Source organism: Clostridium sp. MF28, assembly GCF_002969175.1.
GTDB classification, from domain to species: Bacteria; Bacillota; Clostridia; order Clostridiales; family Clostridiaceae; genus Clostridium; species Clostridium beijerinckii.
The window spans coordinates 5,961,039-5,986,335 of sequence record NZ_CP014331.1; the positions used below are offsets into that span (position 1 = coordinate 5,961,039).

The window sequence follows — 25,297 nt, forward strand, 5'->3', positions numbered from 1 at the left end:
AGTCGAGTTTCCTACAATATTTTTTAAGAATAAGATCCTAAGCATTTGCTAAGCTAGAAGATTCATTAATAAAGTAATCTCTAGTGTTAGCTTCCATAACACCTTTGATTGCATCTGCAACAGCATAAACATTATCAGGTGTAGCATCTGTTTTTATACCTGAAAAAGTCTTTTTTGTATAAATTGGATCGCCTGCTTTGTCTAGAGCTTTTTGAACTTCAATACTGAGAGAAACAGAGTCAATAGTTTTAGTTACAGCCATAGTTTTAACCTCCTTTATTTCGTTTTCATAAAGGATATATGTATAAATTTTAGTCATTACATAAATAGATGAAAATTATTTGTTTTCTTATTTAAGAAAAGAACTAAAACAGGTTATAGGTATTGAAAGAGTCATGCTAAATATATTGTGAAATGCTATAAAGTTTACAAAAACAGGAGGTACTATCAATGTAAATATCATCTGCAATGAAAGCAAAATAAAAATATCAGTAGATGATACAGGAATAGGAATACCTTTATGTATGCAGAGCAGAATATTTGATACATTTACACAGGTTGATTAATTATATAGAAGAAAAGCTGAAGGCAGCGGAATAGGCTTGGCTCTTGTAAAATCTTTCGTAGAAATGCATGGAGGAAAAGTGGTTGTCGAAAGTAGTTATGGAAAGGGAAGCATTTTATATTCTTAATCAGTCAAGAGTAAAAACTATTGACTGATTTTTTTGCATAATTTTCGATGAAAAATTTAATGGTTATAATTCGACTTGATGTATATTTATTTTGTAATTAAGGAAAGTGGTATTATAAAAAATGCTTTAAAATGCTAAATATTGTGAAAATAAATAGAGGGATTTTTTGAAATATGTAGAATTATATAATAAAACATATGGATATAAGAGGTGGTTTTGATGAATTTTGAGTGATATGAAAGATTGTCTATTTGTCTTAAAAGCATATGTAAATCATTTAACCGTATAAATTTATTAGTTTCTTATATGAAATAAGGAAAATGTAAAGATGAGATTAGTAGAAATACCTATGCGTAGTTGGATTGTTAATTTAAATTTTAAAATTACAATAAAAATCAGCAAAGTATGATGGAGTGATTATTTATGTTTAAAAGGATTAATAATTTAAAAATAGCATCAAAATTAGTTTTATTATTTACATTTGTATCTATATTTACAGGTATAGTTGGGTTTTTAGGGATACACAATATGGACAAATTAAATAATAATACTAAATTGATGTATGAATATAATTTTAAATCTATACAGACACTGGATGAAATAAAACAAAACTATTTAATCATTCGTGGAGATCTAACTGCATTAGCATATAATGATGAAATGGATATAAGTCAAAAAAATAGTACTGTTAAAGAGGTGCAAACTTTATTAGATAATAATTCAAAACTTTTAGAAAGTTATAAGAATGAACTGATTGCAGAACATGAAAAAGATACGTTTACCAAAATAGAAAATTCAGCAAAAGATTATTCCTATGTAGCTAAGAAAATATATACTTTTGCTTTAGATGGAAATAATAAATCTTCAATGGGAGAAATTTCAAAAGGGGCTGCTATAAGAGAAAATCTTTTCAAATCATTAGATAAAATAATTTCTATGAATATTAATGAAGCAAGCACTAATTCACAAAATAATATAATAACTTATAATAGTTCAAAGATTATAGTTATTGTAATTACTATATTCATATTTATTGCTTCTATAATTATTGGAATGTTATTATCTATATCTATTTCAAAGGAATTGAGAAAAATAATTGATTTTTCAAAAGCTCTAGGTGAAGGAGACTTAACAAAGGAAATAGATATTAAATATAATGATGAAATTGGTGAAGTTGCAAATGCATTGAACAAATCCAAAGAAAATATAAAGGTATTAATATCTCAAATGGTAGGTAGTTCAGGTGATATCAGCGCTGCTAGTGAAGAATTGTCAGCTACTGCTGAAGAAGTTTCTTCAAAAATGCAAATGGTCAATGATTCTACTGAACAAATAACTAAAGGAGTTCAGGACTTAAGTGCAACAACTGAAGAAGTTAGTGCATCAGCAGAAGAAATAGCAAATGCAACTAGCGAATTAAATAATAAGGCAAATAAAAGCTTTAAATCTGCAAGCGAAATAAAGAAAAGGGCAGAAGAAATAAAACAAAAAGCAATACAAAATATTGAAGATGGAAATAAGATTTATGAAGAAAATAAAATGAATATTCTTAAAGCTATTGATGAAGGAAAAATAGTTCAAGATGTTAAGATAATGGCAGATTCCATAGGAGAGATAGCAGCTCAAACTAATTTACTTGCATTAAATGCGGCTATAGAAGCTGCAAGAGCAGGAGAAATGGGAAAAGGATTTGCTGTAGTTGCAGATGAGGTACGAAGCCTTGCAGAACAATCATCAAACGCAGTAGCTAGCATTCAAGGAATGGTTCATAGGGTTCAAAATGCTTTTGATAATCTATCAGAAAGTGGACAAGAAGTTTTAGACTACATTGAAAACAGTGTTAAACCAAGTTATGAATTGTTAAAAAATACAGGGATTCAATATGAAAAAGATGCGGAATTTGTAAATGATATAGCAAGTGATATTGCAAGTTCATCAGAACAAATGAAAGAAGTTATAAATCAAATAAATTCTGCGTTAGAAAGTTTGTCTGCAACAGCGGTAGAATCAGCTACTAGTTCTGAAGAGATATTAGTTAGTATTAATGAAGTAACATTAGCAATTGAAGAAGTAGCCAAATCATCTCAAAGTCAAGCAGAAACAGCTGAGACATTAGGTGAACTATCTCAAAAATTTAGTATTTAACATATTGGTTGAAGGAGGCTAAAATATGATTTTAAATTGGGATAACTCTTTATCTGTAGGAAATGATAATATTGATAATCAACACAAAGAGCTATTTTATCGTTTGAATAAATTATTAGAGGCTATGAAAGAAGGAAAAGGTAAAAGTGAAGTTATTAATACTTTGGATTTTCTTGAAGTATATGTAATTAAACATTTTAATTATGAAGAGGAAATTCAAAAGAAAAATAAGTACCCTAAATTCAATGTTCAGCATAAACAACATGAAGAGTTTAAAAATGAACTTAAAGAATTAAGAAGAGTTTTTGAAACTACAGGGATATCATCATTGTTCGTAATTAATACTCAACAAAAGATGGTTAAATGGTGTAAAGATCATATAATGAATTCAGATATGGAACTAGGAGAATATTTGACAAAAAACACTAAAGAAAGCATTTTGAAATCCTTTCTTTAGTTGAAATATCTATCTTTGAATCATTTTGAATAAGGGGGGGGACTTTGTAAAGGAGGCTCTAAAATGAGTTATAAAAAAGTTAAAGCCAATATTAGTATTTTTACTACAGTTTTATTTTTTATAATGATTAGCATAAATGCGTTAGCAAATATTCTACCAATTAATGGAGTGACTACCGGTAATGTATCTGACTCATATAAAAATCTTTTTGCACCAGCAGGACTAACATTTATTATATGGGGTGGAATATATTTTCTACTTGCAGGATATATAATTTATCAACTTGGCTTTTTTAAAGAAGAAAAAACTATGATTAATGAAGACGCATTTGAAAAAGTTAGAATTTATTTCTGTATTTCATCTATAGCAAATGCAATGTGGATTATATCATGGCATTACAATATTATTATATTGTCAATGATACTAATGATTGTTATTCTTGTAAGCTTAGTCTTAATTATAAAGACTGTTAAAAATGAAGAACTGTCATTAAGAGAAAAGCTTTTTTTAAAACTTCCTTTTAGCATTTACTATGGATGGATTACAATTGCAACAATTGCTAATGCAATTGTACTTATGGTTAGTTTAGGATTAAGGAACATTGGAATGTCAGAGATTTATACTAGCATTATAATAGTACTTGGAGTTTTCTTAGGTATTCGAATAATGTTAAAAAATAAAGATATTGCATATGGACTTGTTATAATTTGGGCGTATATAGGAATATTAATAAAACATACAGCACAAGATGGCTTCGGAGGACAATATCATTTAATTATAAATTCTGTAATAATATCTTTAGTTTTATTAGCCTTAATTGAAGTATATTTGATATTAAAAAGGTTGTGACCAAATATTTTTATAAATTTCATATTTAATAGAAGCTGAGAATCCTTAAAATTTTAAGATTCTCAGCTTTTTTATTAATGTGTTTTGAATCAATATCACTCATCCCTTTAATCTAATCCACAATTATATTTATATAATTATTGCGAGTCTTATGATTTAACATGATTATGTAAACTCTTCCTTAAATTCAGTGATTGTATATAATACTTTTTACTAAATAGAATTAAGAAACTTTATTTCTAAATATGTGCATAATTAAGATGATTAATTTAGTGGAAAAATAATTATTAATTTTATAGATATCACTTAGTACAAATAATTTTATTTATTGATGAGAATAATAAGTTTATATAGCAGTGAAAGAGAGGATTAGAAATGAGAGTATTAAAGAGAGTATTAGCTGTTTTAGGAATTGTAATTATTGTATTTTCAATAACATCAGTACATGATACTAAAAATGTTAATGCTCAGATAAATGGGATACGACAAAATTATATAAAAATAGATGTACTATTATATAATTCTAATGATAAATTTATTTCTTTAGTTCGTCAAAACTTAGAAGAGATTCAGAAGCAAAATAAAGGAAAAGTAGAATTTGAATTTTTTGATGGAAAAGGAAATCAAGCAGTACAAAATGAAACTATTAGTCAAATATTTAATAGTAGGGTAGATATTTTACTGGTAAATTTAGTTGATTCACAAGCAACACAAGATATTATAGATAAATTTAGGTACAAAAACATTCCTATAATTTTTTTTAATCGTGAGCCATTACAAGTAGATGCAATTAAATCCTATGGTAAAGCTTATTATGTAGGAACAAATGCTAAAGAGGCAGGTAAATTACAAGGGGAAATTATTAGTGATTCTTGGAACAAGAATAGAGAAATTATAGATAAAAATAAAAATGGCATGCTAGAATATGTTATATTAAAAGGTCAGCATAATAATATAGAATCTAATGAAAGAACTGATGCAGCTATTTCTGCAATTAATAATGCTGGAATAAAAACAAAGGAACTTGCAGTCAAAGTTGCTAATTGGGATGTAGATTTAGGCAGAATAACTGCTGATTCACTATTCTTAAATTTTGGCAATAGGATTGAAGCAATAATATCAAATAACGATGCCATGGCAATTGGCGCAATTGAAGCAATTCAAAAATATGGATTTAATAAAGGAGTTGAATCAAAATATATAGCAGTTTTTGGAATAGATGCTCTACCAGAAGCGAAAGAATTGATTAAGCAGGGTGCTATGGCTGGTACTGTTATTCAAGATCCTTTGAATATGGCACAAGCTATTTATGCAATAGGAATGAACGTATTTCAAGGCGACGAACCACTTTATAATACGCAATATATGTTTGATGACACAAAAATAGCTGTTAGATTACCATATAAGAAGTATATTGGTTAATATTGAATAAGAAAGCTATTATTGAATAGTACGATATTTGCTTTACTATTGGAATTTGAAACTATACTTAAAAGAAAATCATTAAACTCCTTGCCTAATGAAAAATAATCATGGCATTTGGGTCTTGCTGTTTTTTTCATGTGCCTTATTTTTCTTTAATATGATATTATTTAATAATTCATTTTTGGGTTCTTCTACTAATTATTATAGAGGCAATTACACTTATTATAAGAATTAGTATAATAACAGAAATGGAAATCCCTATAGATATATGATACTTAAATGATATTCCAAGTTTTATACCAGTAAATATAAGTATTAAGGCTACTCCATATTTAACATATTCGAAGGTGCTATGTAGTTTTTCTAAAAGAAAATATAAATTTCTAAGACCTAATATTGCAAAAATATTTGATGTATATACGATGAAAACATTAGTTGTTATTGCAAATATTGCAGGAATTGAATCAATAGCAAATAGTAAATCTGATCCTTCAATTAAAAATAATATGGCAAATAATGGTGTTGCATGAAGAACATTGTTTATTTTCACAAAAAACTTTTCGTCATGAAGTTCTTTAGTTACAGGTATCATTTTTTTTAGAAGTTTAATTAATTTACTATTTTCAAATGATACATCATCTTCTTTGTTAATCATCATTTTTATACCACTTATAATAAGAAGTATACCAAATATATATATAATCCATTTAAATGCATTAATAATTGCAATTCCTAATAAAACAAATATGAATCTTAAAATAATCGCACCAAAAATTCCATAAGTTAAAATTCTTTTTTGATGTTTAGCAGTAATTCCAAAGCTCGAGAAAATTAATAAAAAGAGAAAAAGATTATCGACACTAAGACTTAATTCAATAATATATCCTCCGAGAAATTCTAAAGCTCTTTCAGAACCCATGTAATACCATATGGCTAAATTAAATATAGCGGCTATAAATGTAATTAATAAAAACTTAAATAAATGTTTTCTAGTAGACATTTTTGTAGCTCCTTTCAGATAAATTTATATTTAAATTATATATATTTTTTAATATATTCGAAATTTTATGTAAAAACAATATTGATACAAGTTTGTTTTTGTATGAATTATAATGATTTTAAAAAAGTGATTAAAAAACTTGCTTATAATAATATAACAATTATGTAAGAATAAATCAATAAAAGTTTATCATGTTAAGATTTCTATAATATTGACAAGTTTTTTATTTAATAGTAATATTATTAATAACAATACTGAAAAGACAGTGATAATCTCATTTATAGGGGGAGTAACTGCCTGTTGATTATAACAGGATTCAAAGTCGTCATTACGGAGAGATCCCGGCTTTGAAAGCAAAAAATGCTTAGTGAGACTCTATAGTTAGAACGTGTTCTAACTATAGAGTTTTTTTGTTACATAAATTTCTGAATTGAGAAAAAATTGTCAAAATATTTTAGTAATTAAGTAAAAGGAGGAAAACAAAATGAATAGTTTTGGAAATCAAATTAAAACTTTGCTTCTGATGAGTGTCCTGACGATATTAGTAGTATTAATAGGAAGAGGTATTGGAGGTCAATCAGGGATGCTGATGGCTTTGGTGCTCGCATTAGTTATGAATGGAGGAAGTTATTGGTTTAGTGATAAAATTGCATTATCTATGACTGGAGCTAAGCCATTAACAAGAAATGATAATATTGAAATTTATAATATGGTGGAAAGATTGACAGCAAATGCAGGAATACCAATGCCAAGGCTTTATATTACAGCTTCTACGCAGCCTAATGCGTTTGCAACAGGAAGAAATCCTAAGCATTCAGCTGTTGCAGTTACACAAGGACTATTGAATATACTAAATTATGAAGAATTAGAAGGTGTTATTGCTCATGAACTGGCACATATTAAGAATAGGGACGTGCTTATAAGTACTATTGCAGCTGTAATGGCAGGAGTAATCACAACAATGGCTAATTGGGCGCAATGGGCGTTAATGTTTGGCATGGGTAACAGTGATGAAGAAGAAGGCTCAGGATTCCTAGCAGCTTTACCATTAATTATTTTAGGACCTATTGCTGCTATGTTAGTACAGATGGCAGTATCAAGATCTAGAGAATATCTTGCTGACAGTACAGGAGCGAGGATTGCAGGACATAGCAGAGGACTCTCTAAAGCATTACTTAAGTTAGATCAGGCTTCAAGAGTGGTTCCTATGGACGTAAATCCCGCAGCAAGTCATATGTTTATAGTCAATCCTCTAAGTGCGAAAAGATTAATGAACCTATTTAGCACTCATCCAACTATAGAAGATAGAGTACGTAGACTTCAAAATTCAAATTTATAGTCTTGTTTATAATTTTTCAAGAAAAATCAACCTTGCATAGGTAGAGTAATAAATAAATTCTATTTTTGTTATTATTTTTGAAGGCTATAGCTTGAAATTATGGTTAATATATTTCTGTAAAGAAATATAGTCAAAAGGAGGAATAATAATATGGCATCAAGTAGCAGTGGAAGAAATACAACGTTAATACCAGAAGCAAAACCAGGAGTACAAAGATTAAAAACTGAAGCGGCTTCAGAAATTGGATTAAGTGATTATGAAAACATTGATAAAGGGAACCTTTCTTCAAGAGACAATGGTAGAATTGGTGGAGAAATGGTGAAAAGAATGATAGAAAGCTACGAACAAGAGCTTTAAATAATAGTGAATGCACCAAATCTGTTTTTGGTGCATTTATAGCCTATGGGTAGATATAGGTATTTGTTAAAGAATTTAAATAGATTTACTAAATAAATATTAACTTCATTATACATTTTAATTTTATCCTTTCTGAATAGAACTTAATATAACACCTATGATGACAATAATTCCTCCTAATATTTGTACGGTAGATACACTTTCATGTAAGATTAATATTGAAAATATCAAACCTAAAACAGGAACTAGATTCATAAGAGACACTGAAATACTAGCAGAGAGTTTTCTGAGTCCTAAATTATATAATAGAAATGCAACAATAGAGCAACCTACACTTAGATAGATCAATGCGCTTGCTGAAGTCATGGTAGGCATTCTCCATGTTTTACCCTCGATGATGACAAATGGCAAAAAGAAGATGAAGCCTGCTAGCATTTGATAATATGTTAACGTCATTGCAGAATATTTATTTGTCAAATCTCTTGTAATAAAGTTGTAGAATGCCCATACAACTCCGGCTCCTATTAGAATTATATTTCCTAACATAGATTTAGAATTTCCATCTACATTAATTTGAGTTAAAACTGCAACACCAATGATAGCGAGTATAATTCCAAGTACCTTTTTTACATTTGGTTTTGAATGATAAATAAAAAATTCTAGTAGTGTTGTAACAGCAGGAAAAGAAGCTACTATCAAAGCAGAATTTGAAGAAGATGTCATACTAACCCCAATGTTTTCTATTGCAAAATAAAGTGTAATCCCCAAAAATCCACTTAATGCGATACGGATACGATCTTCCTTTTGTATTTGTTCATTATTTGATGTGATTTTCCTCATGAACCAAAAGAGAAGCACAGCAAAAAGAGTTCTAACTGCAGCGAGTTGAATAGGAGCAAAAGTTTCATAAGCTAATTTTGTTGCGATAAAAGATGCACTCCATAATACAACAGCCCCAGTACTAGCCAAGTAATAGTAAGATAAAGTTCCATTTTGTATATTTGTTTTTTGATTATCTAATAATGATTTGGCCTTTAACATAGAAATATATATCCCCCTTTTTTATATTAGTGACTACTTGCGTAACTACTTGTAATTACGATATCAGTTTTAGTTGATTGTGTCAATAGATTTGGTTATAATATTAGTTACTAAAGTAGCGACTAATATTATTGGAGGATTTATGGAAGATAACATTTTAGAAGTATTAAAAAATTTAAATTTTACAGAATATGAAGCAAAAGCATACCTTACATTATTAGAAGAATCACCATTAACAGGCTATGCAGTAGCAAAAAATTCAGGTGTGCCACGTTCAAAAATATATGAGGTTTTAGATAGTCTTGCTATGCGTGGAGATATTTTAATTAGCCATGGAAATACACAACAGTACGTTCCAATTCCAGCAAAAGAACTTATTAAAAATCGCAGGGTAAAAGCTGAAGAGAGTTTTAAACTTGCAGAAAAATCTTTAGAACAATATAATCAATCTGCAAAGAATCGTGAGAATATCTGGAATATAACTGGTCATGACGAAATACTTGATAAAGTAAAAGAATGCATCCTCTCAGCAAAACATAGAATTCTGATTGAACTTTGGAAAGAGGAATTCAAAGAATTGAAAGCTGAATTAAAAAAGGCAGCTGATAAAGGAGTAGTAGTAACAATCATTGCTTATGGAGAAATAATAGCTGATTTTGCAAATGTTTACCCACATGATATGAGTACAGAAATTACCGATGAATACGGAGGACGCTGGCTTGTAGCTAGTGCTGATAATTCAGAAGTTGTAGCTGGTATTGTATCACTCGGTAAAGATAGCAGGGCAGCATGGACAATGCATCAAGGATTGGTTATGCCTATAACAGAAGTAATGATTCATGATCTGTATATTATGGAAATCATGGAGAAGCATAGAGAATTATTAGAAGAAAGTTTTGGCAAAAATCTTATTGAACTTCGTAAGAAATTTTCTATATACCAGGATTTAAAAAAACATTATGTATAATTAATCTATGAAATCATAATAGTTTATTTATAAAAAGGATAACCACAAAGAACGTGGTTATCCTTCTAAGAGGTTTCCCTCGCTGTCGAGAAACAGTAGCTCATAGTACTTTTGGGGCCTTCCTTTGCCGCTGTCTCTTTTTTCAAATACAGTTCTCGCATATTCCTTTTCTTCGATTTTGTTAAGAATACGGTTTGCTCCTCTGACGGTGATGGATAGGCATTGGGCGACATCCTCAGAGGATAGTTTGTTTGTTCTCATAATTTCTGCATAATACATGATTTTCTGCAGATTAATGTTATTTATTCCGATGCTTTTGGCCAATGCCATGATTGCTGGATCGGCCTTTTCACAAAACTGTATAACATTCATGTTCTGCATTGGTCCGATGACCTTCTGATCCTCATTTATAAAAAAGCTGCAGCTGCCCGTAAATGCATTGGCCTGTCGGTGAGCTCTGATGGCGTTTTCGTTAGCCTGATAATATTCATGCCCCGAGCCCCATCCGATTATTACTTTGTCGCTTGCATGCTCCTCCAAATATTTCAACAGTGCACAGTTCTGCGCGTTAGAGGTGATTTTCGTAAAATTTCCGTAGGTAGTGTACAATTTAACAAAGCCTTCCGAAACTTGGGCCGTGTCTGGAAGATTCATGCTACGCAGAAATCTGCCGGCTAGCACTTTCAGCTCATGAAGTTGCTCTTCGGACTGTGGGTGCACCGTTTCAATCGATAAGCATGCCACAACGGCACTCCTGCTCTTTAGCTTGAGGATAATAATTTCGTTGATGATTCCTTTTATGGTCTCTTTAACGTTTTCCAAAGTGGGGCGTATTAAGATATACCTTACCCCGTGTTTTTTAAGTTCTGGAACAAAATGGCTGAATGCCGTAATGGACAAGTCTATTTTATTTTCTTCCCACAGTGTTATATGGTTTTCAAGCATTGTTTCCACTCTTTCGAACAGATTGTCGCTGTCAATAGGCTTTCCCTGATGAGTAAGGTACTTTTGGAATTCACTGAAAGAATCGATAATATATGCAAAATCCACATAAATTCTTGATATGTCAAGCCCCGGTTCAGTAAGCAGCAGCCTAAATAACTCTCTGTATAGAAGGGTTTCATTATCCTGCAAAATGTGCGTAGGTACTTTCGTATCTAAACATTCCTTATCTATTGACTCGTAAAGAAGCCTGCCGCTGATAACAAATCCGTCCACCGAATCTAAGTTTTTTAGATATACGTCTTTTGTTTCCCTAAAATTACTGATTGTAAGAATCCGAAACTTACATACCGACTGCAATTCTTCTTCAATGTCACGGAAATAGTCTATATAAGATTCCGTCGTGATTATACCAAGTATGATTTTCATGGCAAATTCCTTTCATAAACAATTAATGACATGAATTATAACATAAAAAACATGATATTTCAACGATACCAGTAGTTGGAAAAAAATATGTTCTTAAAATGTCTTATTTTATTATTGACAACTTTTTGTTCTTAAAGTACAATAAAAGTGTTCTTAAAATGTCTTAAAATAAAAAGTGAGCAAATTTTGATTTTTTGATTTGTTGTTCACTAATAAAATCTATTTTTAAGGAGGTGTTAATTTTGGCTGAAAAAACTGAAGAATTTTTGAATATGGCCAATCAGTTACAAGAAAAATTGGTCATGTACAGACATCATCTTCATTCGATTCCGGAACTTGATTTAAGTTTACCTAGGACAACTGCTTATGTAAAAGAGGCGTTGGAGTCGATTGGCCTTAAGCCAACTCCCGTGGGAGAATCAGGCTTAATGGTAACCATCGGCGGACAACGCCCTGGGAAGGTGATTCTTATTCGTGCAGATATGGATGCGCTGCCAATTAAAGAAGAAACGGACCTTCCTTTTGCATCATCCAACGGAAACATGCATGCATGCGGTCACGACATGCATACTTCAATGCTGCTAGGAGCTGCAGAGATACTAAAGGCAAATGAAGGGCAGCTTTTAGGAACGGTCAAACTTATGTTTCAGCCGGGCGAAGAAACCTTGCATGGTGCCAAGATGATGATTGAAAATGGAATCCTCGAAAATCCTAAAGTGGATGCGGCAATGATGCTACATGTAATGACAGGAATTCCGTTTCCCATTGGGTTATTTATTACGCCTGAGACTGGAGGAGCGAGTTCAGCTTCTTCAGACTGGTTCGAAGTCATCATCAGAGGAAAGGGTGCACATGGAGCAATGCCTAATGCCGCAGTAGATCCATTAAATGTAATTGCGCATCTTCATCTGGCGCTACAGGGTATCATAAGCCATGAAATTTCGCCAACTGATAGTGCAGTTCTTACGGTTGGAGTCATGGAAGGCGGAACTACAAACAACGTGATTCCCAATACTGCCAGGATTAAAGGCAGCGTACGTACTTTTGATTCTGTATTGAGAGAAAAAATCGAAACCCGTATCCGGGAAATTTCCACAGGTATTGCGGAAACATTTAATGCAAAGGCAGAGGTGATTTATACCAGGGGCTGTCCTGAAATAAAAAATGACAGCGAGCTTAGCCGTCAAATGAGAACCACTATAGCAAACGCTTTTGGTGCAGATTCCTATATTTATCTATCACAACTAACACCCGGTGGTAAATTAATGGGATCTGAAGACTTCTCATTTGTAACGCAAGAGGTGCCAAGTATCTCGGTGTTTATTAATGCAGGCAATGCTAAAGAAGGCTATAGTTACCCTATGCACCATCCAAAGGCGATATTCTCGGATGATGTGCTTAAAAAAGGTGCTGCTGTTTATGCGGCTTTTGCCAGAGATTGGCTTGAAAATAATTAATAATATTAAAACAAAATTAGGAGGAATTAAAATGTCAGAAAACCGTATGATTGGACCAACAAAATTTGAAGAGTACTCAGAGAAGTACAAAGAGTTTTTATCAATGACCCGTCGTGATGGAATAATTGAAGTAAGATTGCACACTAACGGAGGATCATATGAACATAATTGGGAAGCCCATACCGCATGGTCTCATGCATGGTCAGATATTGGCCGTGACCCTGAAAACGAGGTAATGATTATTTCTGGAACAGGGGATAAATGGGTAGTAGGAAACCCAGATGTCTGGAACACAAAATTTATGGATTGGCCTAAGCAAAAGAAACTTGAACAATATCATGAATCACTAAGACTACTTGAAAATATGATATTCTGCATTGACATCCCTACAATCGGGGCGATAAATGGACCTGGAACTCACTGTGAAATTGCATCTCTTTGCGATATTACAATTTGTACAGAAGACGCGGACTTTTTTGATCCACATTTTATTGGCGGAACACCTCCTGGCGATGGAATGATTCTTACATTGCAGAACATGATTGGTTTTAAGAAAGCAGCATACTACGCATACACTGGTAAGAATATTAATGGTCAAACTGCATTAGAGCTTGGTATAGTCAGTGAAGTGTTACCACGCGAAAAGCTTCTTCCACGTGCTTGGGAACTTGCAGAGATGATAATGCAAGCACCTCGTTCAGCGAGACATCTTACTCATTCAATTTTATCACGTCCTTGGAAAAAAGCCTTAGTAAGTGATCAAGGGTTCCAACTTACTCATCAAATGTACGACATGGCCATTGATGAAGAAGGTGTTCATGAAAGATTGACAAAGATGAAAGGACGCTTAATGGGCAAATAAGGACAATAGCATTAAATTGATATTGGAAGTAAAGAAATAGTGACAGAGGGGCTATATGCCTTTAAGTATAAAACTAAAGGCAAACGGCCCCTTTGTTAAGTTTTTTAAGAAATACTGGCATTTTTGCTAAGGAGGAATCGAAATGTCTGATAGATGTATGGTGGGGCCTACAAGGTTCGAAGAATACTCAGAGAAGTACAAAGACTTTTTCATAATGACCCGCCGTAACGGCATAATCGAAGTACGTTTTCATACTAATGGGGGACCATTTCAATTTGACTGGCCGGGCCAAACCGCATATGGTAATGTATGGTCAGATATTGGACGTGACCCTGAAAACGAGGTGATGATTCTTACGGGGACAGGGGATTTGTGGCAAATAGGAAATCCAGAAGTCTGGAAAACAAAATTTATGGATTGGCCGAGGAACCGTAAGCTGGAAATGTATCATGAATCCTTGAGAATGATTGAAAATATGATATATTGCATTGACATTCCAACAATTGGGGCGATCAATGGCACAGGATCGCACTGGCAACTGGGAACGTTTTGCGATATTACAATTTGTGCTGAAGGAACAGAATTTTTCGATGCACATTATCTTGGTGGTATACCTCCTGGAGATGGAATCGTTTTAACACTTCAAAATTTACTAGGGATTAAGAGAGCGGCATTTTACGCATACACGGGCATGAATATTAATGCTCAAGAGGCATTGAACCTCGGTATGGTTAGTGAAGTACTGCCACGTGAAAAGCTTCTTCCACGTGCATGGGAACTCGCAGAAATGATAATGCAGGCACCTCGCTCTGCGAGACATCTTACTCATTCAATTTTATCCCGTCCTTGGAAAAAAGCCTTAGTCAGTGATCAAGGTTTCCAACTTACTCGCCAATTGTACGACATGTCCATTGATGAAGAGGGTGTGCTTGAGAGATTAGTAAAAATCAAGGGACGTTTTCAGGGGAATGAAAGATAGTCCATTTCGTTAAAAGGATTTGGTAATTACTCGTTTTGTCCGATTCGACGAACTAGCCTATAATTAGATGAATATATTGGTCAAGGGGAAGGAAGGTCTTTTGATCTTCAAACAGCACAGAGAAAGGAGATAAGGGCGATATGAAATCATTGATAGAATTATATAAGATTGGCAGTGGGCCGTCCAGTTCCCATACAATGGGGCCAGAAAAAGCCGCTAGAATCTTTAAAGCAGAAAATGAGGGCGCAGAACTCTTCAAGGTGTTGATTTATGGTTCCCTTGCAAAAACGGGCAAGGGTCATATGACTGACAAGGCTATTATTAAGGCACTGTCACCAGTTCCAACTGAGATTGAATTTATTACCCACGTAGATTTTATTCTGCCTCATCCAAATACCATTGATTTTTTAGCTTACAAAGATGGGCGGCAAACAACATCCATGCGTGTTGTAAGTGTCGGTGGCGGGGATATAGTTATCGATGGGCGTGAGGAGATGTTGGCACCGGATATATATAAGGAAAATACCTTTGAGGAAATCAGCAGTCTCTGTAAAGCAAACAACATCAGCCTAAGCGAGTACATAGAGCAGTGCGAAGGCAAAAAGATTTGGGATTTTCTCTATGAAATCTGGGATGCTATGAAGCATTCGATTAACGAAGGGCTTACATCCACAGGTGTTCTAGAAGGCGGTCTCAACGTAGAACGAAAGGCGCAATTTCTTTATAACCAGCGGCATATTGATGAGAGCCCAGAGACGCGGGAAAACAGGATTGTCTGTGCTTATGCTTTCGCCGTCAGCGAGCAGAATGCCGCCGGTGGTACAATTGTAACGGCCCCAACCTGCGGCGCCAGCGGTGTTGTGCCGGCAGTGCTTCGTTATATGCAAGAGAAGAAACATGTCACGGACGAACAGATCATCAGGGCTCTGGCAGTTGGAGGTCTAATTGGCAACTTAATCAAGCAGAATGCATCCATCAGCGGTGCTAAATGTGGCTGTCAAGGGGAAGTTGGTAGTGCTTGCTCCATGGCATCGGCAGCTCTTTCAGAGCTGTTTGGAATGGATATCGACCAGATTGAGTATGCAGCGGAGGTCGCGTTGGAGCACCATTTGGGGTTGACCTGTGATCCGATTTGCGGACTTGTTCAGATCCCTTGCATCGAGCGGAACGCCGTGGCTGCGATGAGGGCGATAAATGCGATGAACCTAGCAAATTTCTTGTCAAACACTCGTAAGATATCTTTTGATCTGGTTGTACAGACCATGTATGAAACTGGGCTGGATATGAGCAGCGATTACCGTGAAACAGCAGATGGTGGGCTCGCCAAACTCTACAAAATAGACAGCTAAACTCAGACATAAGCGTCCTCCTTTACTGGTATTCTTCCTTAGAATATATGCTAAATTGCTGTCACAAATCTTAAGTATTATATAAATATAAAGTAGTTAAACATTATTTACCCCTACTTATTAAATAAATATTAACAAGTATTCAGAATGGTCTATTACACCCTAGTAGATCATTCTTTTTTTTGACTATCTTGGTATTTTGTAAAAATTAATGATATTAATGGAAAAAGTTTGGATTAGTAAAAATAAGTTTATGATATAATTAGGTAAATTTATAAAAAATTAAGATAATAGATGAAATATTTTGGCGAAAGTTATAAACTATAAATAAGCGTATAATTTTTTGTTTAAATAAGTTATAAGGGGAATGATTTTAATGATAAAAGGGATAAAGCTAAAAGTATTGTTGCCATTAATATCAATAAGTTTGTTTTTTATTGTGTTTATGGCAATACAATTTAACTCTACAAGTAATAATTTAAAAAAGGTACGGGAAATGAATAATAAATATTTTTATACAAGCACTAAAGCTGATGAACTAAAATTAGATGTTGTACAAGTACAGCAATTCCTTACAGATATTAGCGCGACAAGAGGCGCAAAAGGCTTTGATGATGGTTTTGATGATGCAGAAAAATTTGCTAAGGATCTAGAAAGTGTTTTGAGTGATCTTAAAGAAAAAAATCCAGAAAGTGCAAGTGAATTAGATAATATACAAAAAAGTTTTGAACCTTATTATGAAACAGGAAAGAAAATGGCGCAAGCTTACATAGACGGTGGGCCTGAAAAAGGAAATTTATCTATGGAAGAATTTGATTCTACTTCAGAAAAGATTAATGAGGAAGTTGATAAATTTAACGAAGCAGCAGCAAAAAACATTGAAATATCTATAAGTAGTATAGAAAATGATATAAGAAATACAATAATTTTAATGGGAATATCTGTTCTAGCCTTGGTAATAATATTTGTTATAACTTGGAGATATATATCTAAAAATATTGTTACACCAATAACTACTATGCTTTCAAAACTTAATGAAATGTCTAATAATGGCGGAGATTTAACTCAAAGGATTGATTTTCATAGCAATGATGAGATTGGTGAAATGGCAAAAAGTTTTAATTTAATGCAGGAGTCTTTTAGGCAGATTATCAATGTCGTTATTAATGAATCAAGAAATGTTGAAAATAAAGTTGAAAAAACTAATGAAAATATAGGTAAGTTATCTGGATTAATCGAAAATGTTTATACTACAACAGAAGAATTATCAAGTGGTATGGAGGAGACAGCAGCGTCAACAGAAGAAATGGGTAATACTACATATTTAATTAACTCAGATATGATGGGAATTGCACAAAAGGCAAAAAGTGAAGCTGAGAATTCGAAGCTTATAAATGAGAGAGCTAATGAACTTAAAAATAAAGCTGTTAATTCTATGGAGAATGCTCAAAAGATTAATTTACAAACTCAAAGTAAATTATTAGAAGCTATTGAAAAAGCTAAAGAAGTAGAAAAGATAAAGGCCTTATCAGAAGCTATTTTAGAAATTGCCTCTCAAACAAATTTATTAGCATTAAATGCATCAATAGAGGCTCAAAGAGCAGGTGAAGCAGGCAAAGGTTTTTCAGTAGTAGCAGAAGAAATTAGAAATCTTGCAGAAGATTCTAAAAAAACTGTATCAGAAATAAGTAATATTAGTAATATCGTTATGGGAATAGTAGACAACTTAGTTTCTACTTCTCAAGATATGATAAAATTTATTAATGTTGATGTGATAAATGATTATGAGATGATTGTTAAAACAGGAGAGCAGTATAGTAAGGATGCAGCTATGGTTTATGATATGACAACAGAATTTAGCAATAAATCTAACAGTATTATGGATTCTATGCTTAGAGTTGCGGATGCAGTAAAACAAATAAATGATTCAAATACTGAATTAGCTGATGGAACTAATAATATTGCAGAAAATATGAATACTATATCTGAAAGTTCAGGAAATGTCGTTGAATTAATTAATGAAGTTAATGTAAGCACTAATAAGCTAGTTAATATGGTTAATAATTTTAAGGTATAGCTATGATTATTAAAAAGAAATAAGTGCATAAAGAAAAAACAAATGAATTTAGGCGGTTTTTAAAAACATTTCTTGATAGTAAATTGTTGTGTCATAATTAAAGTTTTCAAGGATGAATATAAGAAGGAGGAAGAGTTATGTCAAATAACGTAAAAGAGAGAAGAATAATTTTAGATTTAGCAACTACTTTAGATGGCTTTATTGAAGGGAAAAACGGAGAAGTTGATTGGTGCATTATGGACGCTGATATGGGATTCACTAATTTCTTAAATGAAATTGACACTATTTTATATGGTAGAAAGAGTTACGATTTATGGGGACAATATATTCCACAAGATGAAGATTCAGATGATGAAAAAGAAGTTTGGAAATTAATTCATAGTAAAGAGAAATACGTGTTTTCCAGAACACAAATAGCTACTAATAATCAAGCAATATTTATAAATGAAAATATTCTTGAAGAAGTAAATAAATTGAAGAATAAGCCAGGTAAAGACATTTGGCTATATGGAGGTGCAAGTCTCATTACAACCTTTATAAATTTAGGGCTTGTTGATGAATTTAGATTATCTATTCACCCTGTTATTTTGGGAGAAGGAAAACCGTTGTTTAGTGATATAAAACAGAGATTGAATTTAAAAATGGTCAACACCAGAACGTTCTCTTCTGGCGTTGTACAATTAATCTATCATTGGAATGGTAATTAATTTTTAACAGAAATCTCTGTATCAATAGCTACTCCAAGCTTAGCGGATATTATGGTATTTAATTTATTGATTGAGCTTGATAAGCTAACAATTTGTTTCTCTAAACGAATTAGCAAATAGGCAGATACCGCTACTGGAAAGCCATTATTAACAATAAGGTTAATTAACTCATTTACTTCCATAAATCCATCACCTCCTATAAGGGATATATGATATAAAACGTATTATTTCACGTTAGAAAACAAATAGTACATAAAACTAAAATATATACATTGCATAAATAATTCTTCATGATAATTCTAAAAATATTGCAAGAATTTTAGCTAAATGCCAGGGATGCAGCCTAAAATGCATTTGCGATAGAATAGATCAAGTTATTGAAGATTATATAGAGAAAACTACAGAGGTTGTAAATAATTTTAGTTTTGAATAGGTAAATGAAATATTGGTATTATAATAAAGATGGGGCTGTTGCAAAACTAACATAGTTAGTTTTGTAGCGGCTCATTTTTTTAGATATAAAAAATGTGAATTCCGAAGAACTCACATTCATTGTATAATTTACTTATGCTAAAAACCAAATTACACAATAAAGATTATACTGAGATTAATGATAATTTTCAACTTATATTACCATTAAATCTAGAAAATTTAATACCATCAGATGATTCAGTCCGCTTGCTAAGCCATGTATTGGAGGGATTAGATTACACGAAGTTGTATAAGGCGTACTCTTCCGTTGGAAGAAAACCGGCAGTGGAGCCTAAAATTATGTTCAAAATAATATCATATGCTTATTCTCAAAATATTTATTCAAGCAGGAAAATCGAAAAAGCATGCAAAAGAGATATAAATTTCAAGTGGTTACTTCAATGTTATAAGGCACCGGATCATGCTACAATCAGTAGATTTCGTAAAGACTATATTTCAAATGAGGTAATTGAAGATTTATTTTATCAACAAGTTAATTATTTAGCAAATCAAAATGAAATACTATTTGAAAATGCATTTATTGATGGTACTAAAATCGAAGCGAATGCTAATCGTTATACATTTGTTTGGAAAAAAACTATTTTAAAAAATGAAGAAAAAATGTTTGATAAAATTCTTGTTCTTTTAGAAAATATTAACCTTGGAGAATTAAAAGAGTTTACTGTTCAAAGTGAAACATTAATAGATGATATTGATAAAATTCTTCAATGGCTTTCATGTGAAAAGGAGAAAAGAAATATAGAATTTGTTTATGGAATTGGTAGGAGAAAAACTAAAATTCAGAAATGGACAGAACAATTATTTGAATATAAAGAAAGACAAGAAAAATATAATTTCAGCAAAAAGCTGTTTTCAAAAAGAAATAGCTATTCTAAAACTGATCCTGACGCAACTTTCATGCATATGAAAGATGATCATATGAGAAATGGTCAATTAAAACCTGCATATAATGTACAAATTGCAGTTGAAAGTGAATACGTGACCGGTGTCGGAATATTTGATGATAGAAATGACATAGCAACATTAATACCTATGCTTAATAATATACAAGAAAAAATTAGTCGCAAATATCTAAATGTAATTGCAGATTCAGGTTATGAAAGTGAAGAAAATTATTTGTATCTAGAATCAAATGAACAAATTCCTTATATAAAGCCACAAACTTATGAAAAGTGGAAAAAAAGAAGTTTTAAAAATGATATAAGTAAACGCGAAAATATGATATATGATGCTAAGTCAGATTTTTATATTTGTTACAATAATAGAAAGTTGATGCCGACTTCTATTATCCATAGGAAATCCGCAAGTGGATACAAATCTGAAGTAACTGTGTACGAATGTGAGAACTGTGATAACTGCACTCACAAAGTGAAGTGTACAAAAGCAAAGGGAAATAGAAAAATGCAAGTTTCAAAAACTTTTGTGGAAAAGCGTGAAATATCCTATAAAAATATTACAACTGAATTTGGAACTAAGTTAAGAATGAATAGATCTATTCAGGTCGAAGGAGCATTTGGAGTTCTAAAAAGTGATTATGAATTCAATAGATTTTTAACACGCGGAAAAAATAGTGTTAAAACTGAATTTATTTTGCTTTGTTTTGGTTACAACATTAACAAATTGCATTCTAAAATACAAAATGAAAGAACTCAGAATCATCTTCATGAATTAAAAGTTATTGCCTAATTATGGAATAAATTAACTAGGCTTATTTTAGTGTGCTTAAAAATCAGAATTCTTTAAATAATTAATATTGTATTTCAAATATTTGGAAATTTGCTGGCTTAAACCGAAAAGGAGCATCGCTCCTGATTAAAATTTAATCATTTTGCGACACTCCCAGACTTTTATGCTTAATAATACAATGAAATATTATTAAGGATTTTCATTAAAATGTTTTTCTTTTTTTGAATAGCAGTAGAGTAGCACATATTTTTAAAATAGGCATATTCCTTTACAGTGTAATTTTTGTAGAATACAAAATCTATAAGTTCAACTTCCTCTTTATTTAAATTCTCAAGGGCTAATTTTAAATCCTCATAGTCGCACATCTCACATAATGAAGTTTCAGTTGAGATCTCAAGTTCTGGAAAATTATTTTCTACATCATCATGTAAGCTTAATGCATCACTACCTTCAGTAGATCTTCTGGTTCTAGTTCTTTTTATTAGATCATTCATATTATTTTTAATGGCATTAGTAGCATAGGCAACGAATCTATGCTTTTCTAAATTGTACTTGGAAACAGATTTAAAAAGTGAATGGTAACATTCCTGTATAATATCATGGAAATTATACCTATCAATGAAAGTCCTTTTAGAAATACTATAAATCAAAGGCCTAAATTCATAAGCTAATTTTTCTTTTGCGTCTTCATCATTATTCTTACATCTGGTAACTAAAGTTTCAACATAATCAAAATCCATATAAACCTCCATCTTCAATATAAGAGTTATGAATAAAAGTAATTATTTTACATATATTGTGTTTTGTGTTAAATTTACCTCTACATATAGTATATATGGTTAAGTTACATATAACTTATATAGAAAAGTAATATTGAGAAAAAAATTTTTCTTTAAACATCTCTTTTGGGATTGATGACTTCTACTATAATAAAGTTATAGTGGTGGTCTTTTTGTTTTTGATGGATTTTCACAATAAATATATATCATGTAAAGCAATAGACAATTATTTTATTATTCCAATAGAAAATAGATTTTTAAAACATAATTTAATATAGTAAGGAGGTATTAAGTTTTGATACTAGTTGAAAAGTTTTAAAAATTAAGTGTTAAGGGGGAAGTGATAAAATGAAAAGCTTACTAAGGATAGTAGTAGGGGAATGTGAATTTAATCCTAAGACAGGAAAAACTTATAACTGGATAAAAGAATTTTTATGGAAAAAAGGTTTCCCAGGAGTTACAATTAGGCGCGGTGAATTAAGTCTTGATCATAAAAGTATAATGCATTCTGTAGCAATCGAAGATATACAATTTAATGATTTAGCGATCATTATAGAAACAGTTGCTGATAATAATAAAATAGAAAGAGCTAGGCAGGATCTTATTAACAATATTCCACATGGACAAGTTAGCGTCGTTAGAGGAATGGAGGAAAAAAATATGGGATCAAACAAATATTGTGTAGTTAAAATTTACACAAAGGAAGATAATTCGTGGTTTAAAAAAGAAGAATATGAAAAGGTTTTGAGGTTTTTTCAAAAAAAGAAAGTTATTTGGGCTACTGTAACTAAAGGACTTGTTGGATATGGTAAAGATAGAGTTATTCATAAACAAAAAATATTTTCATTTAGTGAAAAAATGCCCATTGTAATAGAATGTATTGTTCCATGTGAAAATTTAAATGATTTGTTAAATGAACTCAAAAATTTAGTTGAGGATGGTGCTGTATTTGCAATTCCAATAGATTTAATTATGAATAAATAATAAAACCATTAATCTAAATATTTTCTTGAGCTTAGGAGGAGTTATTTTAGCTACATCATTATGTAAGGTTATTGTAGAATATAGATTATATTAAAAACTCAAGCAATTTATTTTCATAAATACTTGAGTTTTTATATTTCTATTTATTTTATAAATAATACTATTTAATTAGCTGAGATTTTCTAAACTGTAATCATCAGATATTTTATTAACGCTATAGTTTATATCAACGTTATTTTTAAAATTAGTATTAACCAAAGTGAGTTTATCTTTTCGTCCGAAATGTTCTTCAATGGATAATTTTATTGTATGCTCACCTTCATATAAATCTATATGTTGTTCTTGATCGCCGCTTGGAGGAGCTGACCATGTACATCCATCCGGATTAAATGAATTGTGGTTTAGTCTAACCTTACCACCTTTAACTGAAATTTTATAAATATTTTCTCCCTTAGGGTTTGGAAGTTCAACACTAGATTTCATGAGTTTAAATTGATTTTGTAATGTAACTTGTTTAGCTTCATTATCATAATCATCAAATTCATCTTTTCCTATATTATTATACTCATAACTATGTTTATCATGATGTTTTTGAACTGTATATGAGACCTCAATACTCCCAAATAGATTAGTGTTTACTAAAAATAGTTTATCTTTTTGTCCATAAGATTCAGTTATATTAATAGCATGAATTTCTTCGGTATCATTTTTTAATTGAACATATTTTAGCTGACCTTTAATTGGATTTGCTGACCATGTACCACCATCGGGATTAAATGAGCGATGCACTAGTCTAATACCTTTTCTGCTGCATTTAATCTTATAAATATTTAGTCCTTCTATACTAGGCAATTCTATACTTGAAATTCCAAATTTAAATTGACCTGCAAGAACTTGATTATCTTTAGATTTTTTCTCTCCACTTTTCTTTTTTCTGTAGTAAGCAAGAGTGGATTCTTGAGGGACTTTAATTAATCTACTTTTACTTATACCAATTTTTTGAGAGGTATAAATACCTGAATGCCCAGAGAATAAATAACTTATAGCGCAAGTCATAAACATAAATTCCATACCTGCTGAACCAAACATTTCAAGGCCTAAAACAAAAGATGTTATAGGTGCATTTGTAGCTCCTGCAAATACTCCAATAAGACCTAAGGCTGCTAAAAAGGATGGTGAAATATTAAGTATACTTGATAAAGTATTACCGAAAGTTGAACCTATTACAAAAAGGGGAGTAACTTCACCACCTTGAAAGCCTGTACCTAAAGTAAAAGAAGTAAATATAATTTTAAGTATAAATGCAAAAGGGTTAACATGACCAGTGAATGAATCACCAATTAATGGAATACTTAGACCAAGATAATCGCGTGTTCCTATTATATAAGTAAATGCAATTATTATAAATCCACCAATAAAGCTTTTAATAGATGTATTTTCAAAACCAGAAGTAAAAACTTCTTTTAATTTATGAGTTAGTTCACTAAATAGTTTACTAATTAATCCAAATAAAATTGCAGCAATTACAACTTTTAATATCACTCCATATGTAATATCAGGAACATCTAAAATGCTGTAATGAGTATGGTGAATTCCCCATATTTCTGTCATAAGATTTCCTACAAAAGCTGAAATAAAACAAGGGATTAGTCCAGCATAATTCATGGTTCCAAGAGCAGCTACTTCAAGTCCAAATATAGTACCAGCAAGGGGGGTACCAAACACAGAACCAAACCCGCTGCTTATACCACACATTAAAATAATTTTAGTATCTACTTTATCTAATTTTAATAGATTTCCAATGGCTTCTGCTATGCTTGAACCAATTTGTACACCAGTACCTTCTCTTCCTGCAGAGCCACCAAACAAGTGAGTTATAAAAGTTCCAAGAAAGACTAAAGGTGCCATACGCAAAGGAATATGATCTTCACTTGTGTTAATTTTATCTATAATCAAATTATTACCTTGGGATGAGTTTTTTCCATATTTAGAGTATAAGAAACTCACAAAGGCACCACCGATTGGTAAAAGGAATAATAACCAAGGATTATCATTTCTCAAAGTAGTAGCAATATCCAAACTTTTTAAAAAGAAAGCAGCAGCAGATTCTATCAGGGATCCTACAATTGTGCTAATTACAATCCATTTTAAAAATGAGAGGCCAAGGATAGTACTCATGTTTAAGTTTCTAATAAATAAAATAGTTTTTAAAGTTTTTGAATTACTTTTCTGCATTATATTTCTCCTTTTCTTATTATAGTTATAATTGTAAATATTACTGC

At 31.5% G+C, this 25,297-nt stretch carries 21 protein-coding genes and 2 pseudogenes; 16 read left to right on the forward strand and 7 right to left on the reverse strand.

Features of this window, described 5'->3' with window-relative positions:
• Positions 1-37: 37 nt before the first annotated feature.
• Positions 38-262, reverse strand: a complete 225-nt coding sequence (locus AXY43_RS26365; protein ID WP_009168792.1) for a DUF1659 domain-containing protein — start codon at positions 260-262, stop codon at positions 38-40.
• Between the two features lie 157 nt (positions 263-419).
• On the opposite strand from AXY43_RS26365, the pseudogene AXY43_RS26370 reads away from it, so the two are divergent.
• From AXY43_RS26370 to AXY43_RS26390, 5 genes and pseudogenes are all read left to right on the forward strand, one after another.
• Positions 420-692: pseudogene (locus AXY43_RS26370) on the forward strand (ATP-binding protein).
• 423 nt (positions 693-1,115) lie between these two features.
• Complete coding sequence (locus AXY43_RS26375; protein ID WP_105412422.1) at positions 1,116-2,837, forward strand: methyl-accepting chemotaxis protein; 1,722 nt, start codon at positions 1,116-1,118, stop codon at positions 2,835-2,837.
• 25 nt (positions 2,838-2,862) lie between these two features.
• On the forward strand, positions 2,863-3,294 hold the full coding sequence (locus tag AXY43_RS26380) for a bacteriohemerythrin (RefSeq protein WP_065417442.1): 432 nt from the start codon (positions 2,863-2,865) through the stop codon (positions 3,292-3,294).
• Positions 3,295-3,357: 63 nt separating this feature from the next.
• Positions 3,358-4,143 (forward strand): lantibiotic ABC transporter permease, encoded by a 786-nt coding sequence (locus AXY43_RS26385; protein WP_105412423.1) that lies wholly within the window; start codon positions 3,358-3,360, stop codon positions 4,141-4,143.
• A gap of 375 nt (positions 4,144-4,518) precedes the next feature.
• On the forward strand, positions 4,519-5,565 hold the full coding sequence (locus tag AXY43_RS26390) for a galactose ABC transporter substrate-binding protein (RefSeq protein ID WP_105412424.1): 1,047 nt from the start codon (positions 4,519-4,521) through the stop codon (positions 5,563-5,565).
• A 178-nt stretch (positions 5,566-5,743) separates the two neighbouring features.
• Here AXY43_RS26390 and AXY43_RS26395 read toward each other — a convergent pair whose 3' ends face one another.
• Positions 5,744-6,586: a TerC/Alx family metal homeostasis membrane protein gene (locus AXY43_RS26395; protein ID WP_308463439.1), complete on the reverse strand. Its 843-nt coding sequence runs from the start codon at positions 6,584-6,586 to the stop codon at positions 5,744-5,746.
• A 466-nt stretch (positions 6,587-7,052) separates the two neighbouring features.
• Between AXY43_RS26395 and AXY43_RS26400 the strand changes: the two genes are divergently transcribed.
• Together AXY43_RS26400 and AXY43_RS26405 are read left to right on the forward strand one after the other, a co-directional pair.
• Entirely contained in the window at positions 7,053-7,907 is an 855-nt protein-coding gene (locus tag AXY43_RS26400; protein ID WP_105412425.1) for a zinc metalloprotease HtpX, read from the forward strand.
• Between the two features lie 150 nt (positions 7,908-8,057).
• Complete coding sequence (locus AXY43_RS26405; RefSeq protein WP_105412426.1) at positions 8,058-8,264, forward strand: alpha/beta-type small acid-soluble spore protein; 207 nt, start codon at positions 8,058-8,060, stop codon at positions 8,262-8,264.
• A gap of 123 nt (positions 8,265-8,387) precedes the next feature.
• Here AXY43_RS26405 and AXY43_RS26410 read toward each other — a convergent pair whose 3' ends face one another.
• Positions 8,388-9,305 carry a DMT family transporter gene (locus AXY43_RS26410; protein ID WP_105412427.1) on the reverse strand — a complete coding sequence of 306 codons (918 nt, stop codon included), beginning with the start codon at positions 9,303-9,305 and terminating at the stop codon, positions 8,388-8,390.
• A 79-nt stretch (positions 9,306-9,384) separates the two neighbouring features.
• On the opposite strand from AXY43_RS26410, the gene AXY43_RS26415 reads away from it, so the two are divergent.
• Entirely contained in the window at positions 9,385-10,272 is an 888-nt protein-coding gene (locus tag AXY43_RS26415; RefSeq protein ID WP_206608184.1) for a TrmB family transcriptional regulator, read from the forward strand.
• 57 nt (positions 10,273-10,329) lie between these two features.
• On the opposite strand, the gene AXY43_RS26420 is transcribed toward AXY43_RS26415, so the two are convergent.
• A complete protein-coding gene (locus AXY43_RS26420; RefSeq protein ID WP_238899855.1) occupies positions 10,330-11,490 on the reverse strand; it encodes a transcriptional regulator in 1,161 nt (386 codons plus the stop codon).
• Positions 11,491-11,876: 386 nt separating this feature from the next.
• On the opposite strand from AXY43_RS26420, the gene AXY43_RS26425 reads away from it, so the two are divergent.
• The 6 genes from AXY43_RS26425 to AXY43_RS26450 all read left to right on the forward strand — a co-directional run bounded on the left by AXY43_RS26425 (position 11,877) and on the right by AXY43_RS26450 (position 19,074).
• Positions 11,877-13,100, forward strand: coding sequence for a M20 metallopeptidase family protein (locus tag AXY43_RS26425; RefSeq protein ID WP_039773520.1), 1,224 nt, complete (start codon positions 11,877-11,879; stop codon positions 13,098-13,100).
• Entirely contained in the window at positions 13,063-13,962 is a 900-nt protein-coding gene (locus AXY43_RS26430; RefSeq protein ID WP_242986344.1) for an enoyl-CoA hydratase/isomerase family protein, read from the forward strand. The genes AXY43_RS26425 and AXY43_RS26430 overlap by 38 nt, the downstream gene beginning before the upstream one ends.
• 142 nt (positions 13,963-14,104) lie before the next feature.
• Positions 14,105-14,941, forward strand: a complete 837-nt coding sequence (locus AXY43_RS26435) for an enoyl-CoA hydratase/isomerase family protein (RefSeq protein WP_012058455.1) — start codon at positions 14,105-14,107, stop codon at positions 14,939-14,941.
• A 140-nt stretch (positions 14,942-15,081) separates the two neighbouring features.
• The gene (locus AXY43_RS26440) at positions 15,082-16,290 is read left to right on the forward strand and encodes an L-serine ammonia-lyase, iron-sulfur-dependent, subunit alpha (protein ID WP_105412430.1); all 1,209 of its coding nucleotides are present in this window, start codon (positions 15,082-15,084) and stop codon (positions 16,288-16,290) included.
• Positions 16,291-16,666: 376 nt separating this feature from the next.
• Positions 16,667-18,367 carry a methyl-accepting chemotaxis protein gene (locus AXY43_RS26445; protein WP_039773457.1) on the forward strand — a complete coding sequence of 567 codons (1,701 nt, stop codon included), beginning with the start codon at positions 16,667-16,669 and terminating at the stop codon, positions 18,365-18,367.
• Positions 18,368-18,504: 137 nt separating this feature from the next.
• A complete protein-coding gene (locus AXY43_RS26450; RefSeq protein ID WP_105412431.1) occupies positions 18,505-19,074 on the forward strand; it encodes a dihydrofolate reductase family protein in 570 nt (189 codons plus the stop codon).
• Here AXY43_RS26450 and AXY43_RS26455 read toward each other — a convergent pair.
• Positions 19,071-19,256 carry a YvrJ family protein gene (locus AXY43_RS26455; RefSeq protein ID WP_077306551.1) on the reverse strand — a complete coding sequence of 62 codons (186 nt, stop codon included), beginning with the start codon at positions 19,254-19,256 and terminating at the stop codon, positions 19,071-19,073. The genes AXY43_RS26450 and AXY43_RS26455 overlap by 4 nt on opposite strands.
• Positions 19,257-19,641: 385 nt before the next feature.
• Here AXY43_RS26455 and AXY43_RS26460 point away from each other — a divergent pair, with 385 nt between their 5' ends.
• A complete protein-coding gene (locus AXY43_RS26460; RefSeq protein WP_435867741.1) occupies positions 19,642-21,252 on the forward strand; it encodes an IS1182 family transposase in 1,611 nt (536 codons plus the stop codon).
• A 167-nt stretch (positions 21,253-21,419) separates the two neighbouring features.
• On the opposite strand, the gene AXY43_RS26465 is transcribed toward AXY43_RS26460, so the two are convergent.
• Positions 21,420-21,992: a sigma-70 family RNA polymerase sigma factor gene (locus AXY43_RS26465; RefSeq protein WP_039773461.1), complete on the reverse strand. Its 573-nt coding sequence runs from the start codon at positions 21,990-21,992 to the stop codon at positions 21,420-21,422.
• A 387-nt stretch (positions 21,993-22,379) separates the two neighbouring features.
• On the opposite strand from AXY43_RS26465, the gene AXY43_RS26470 reads away from it, so the two are divergent.
• Complete coding sequence (locus tag AXY43_RS26470) at positions 22,380-23,015, forward strand: DUF190 domain-containing protein (protein WP_105412432.1); 636 nt, start codon at positions 22,380-22,382, stop codon at positions 23,013-23,015.
• Between the two features lie 924 nt (positions 23,016-23,939).
• On the opposite strand, the pseudogene AXY43_RS28680 reads toward AXY43_RS26470, so the two are convergent.
• Positions 23,940-25,250 (reverse strand): annotated as a pseudogene (locus tag AXY43_RS28680) (voltage-gated chloride channel family protein); the annotation flags it as partial.
• Between the last annotated feature and the right edge of the window lie 47 nt (positions 25,251-25,297).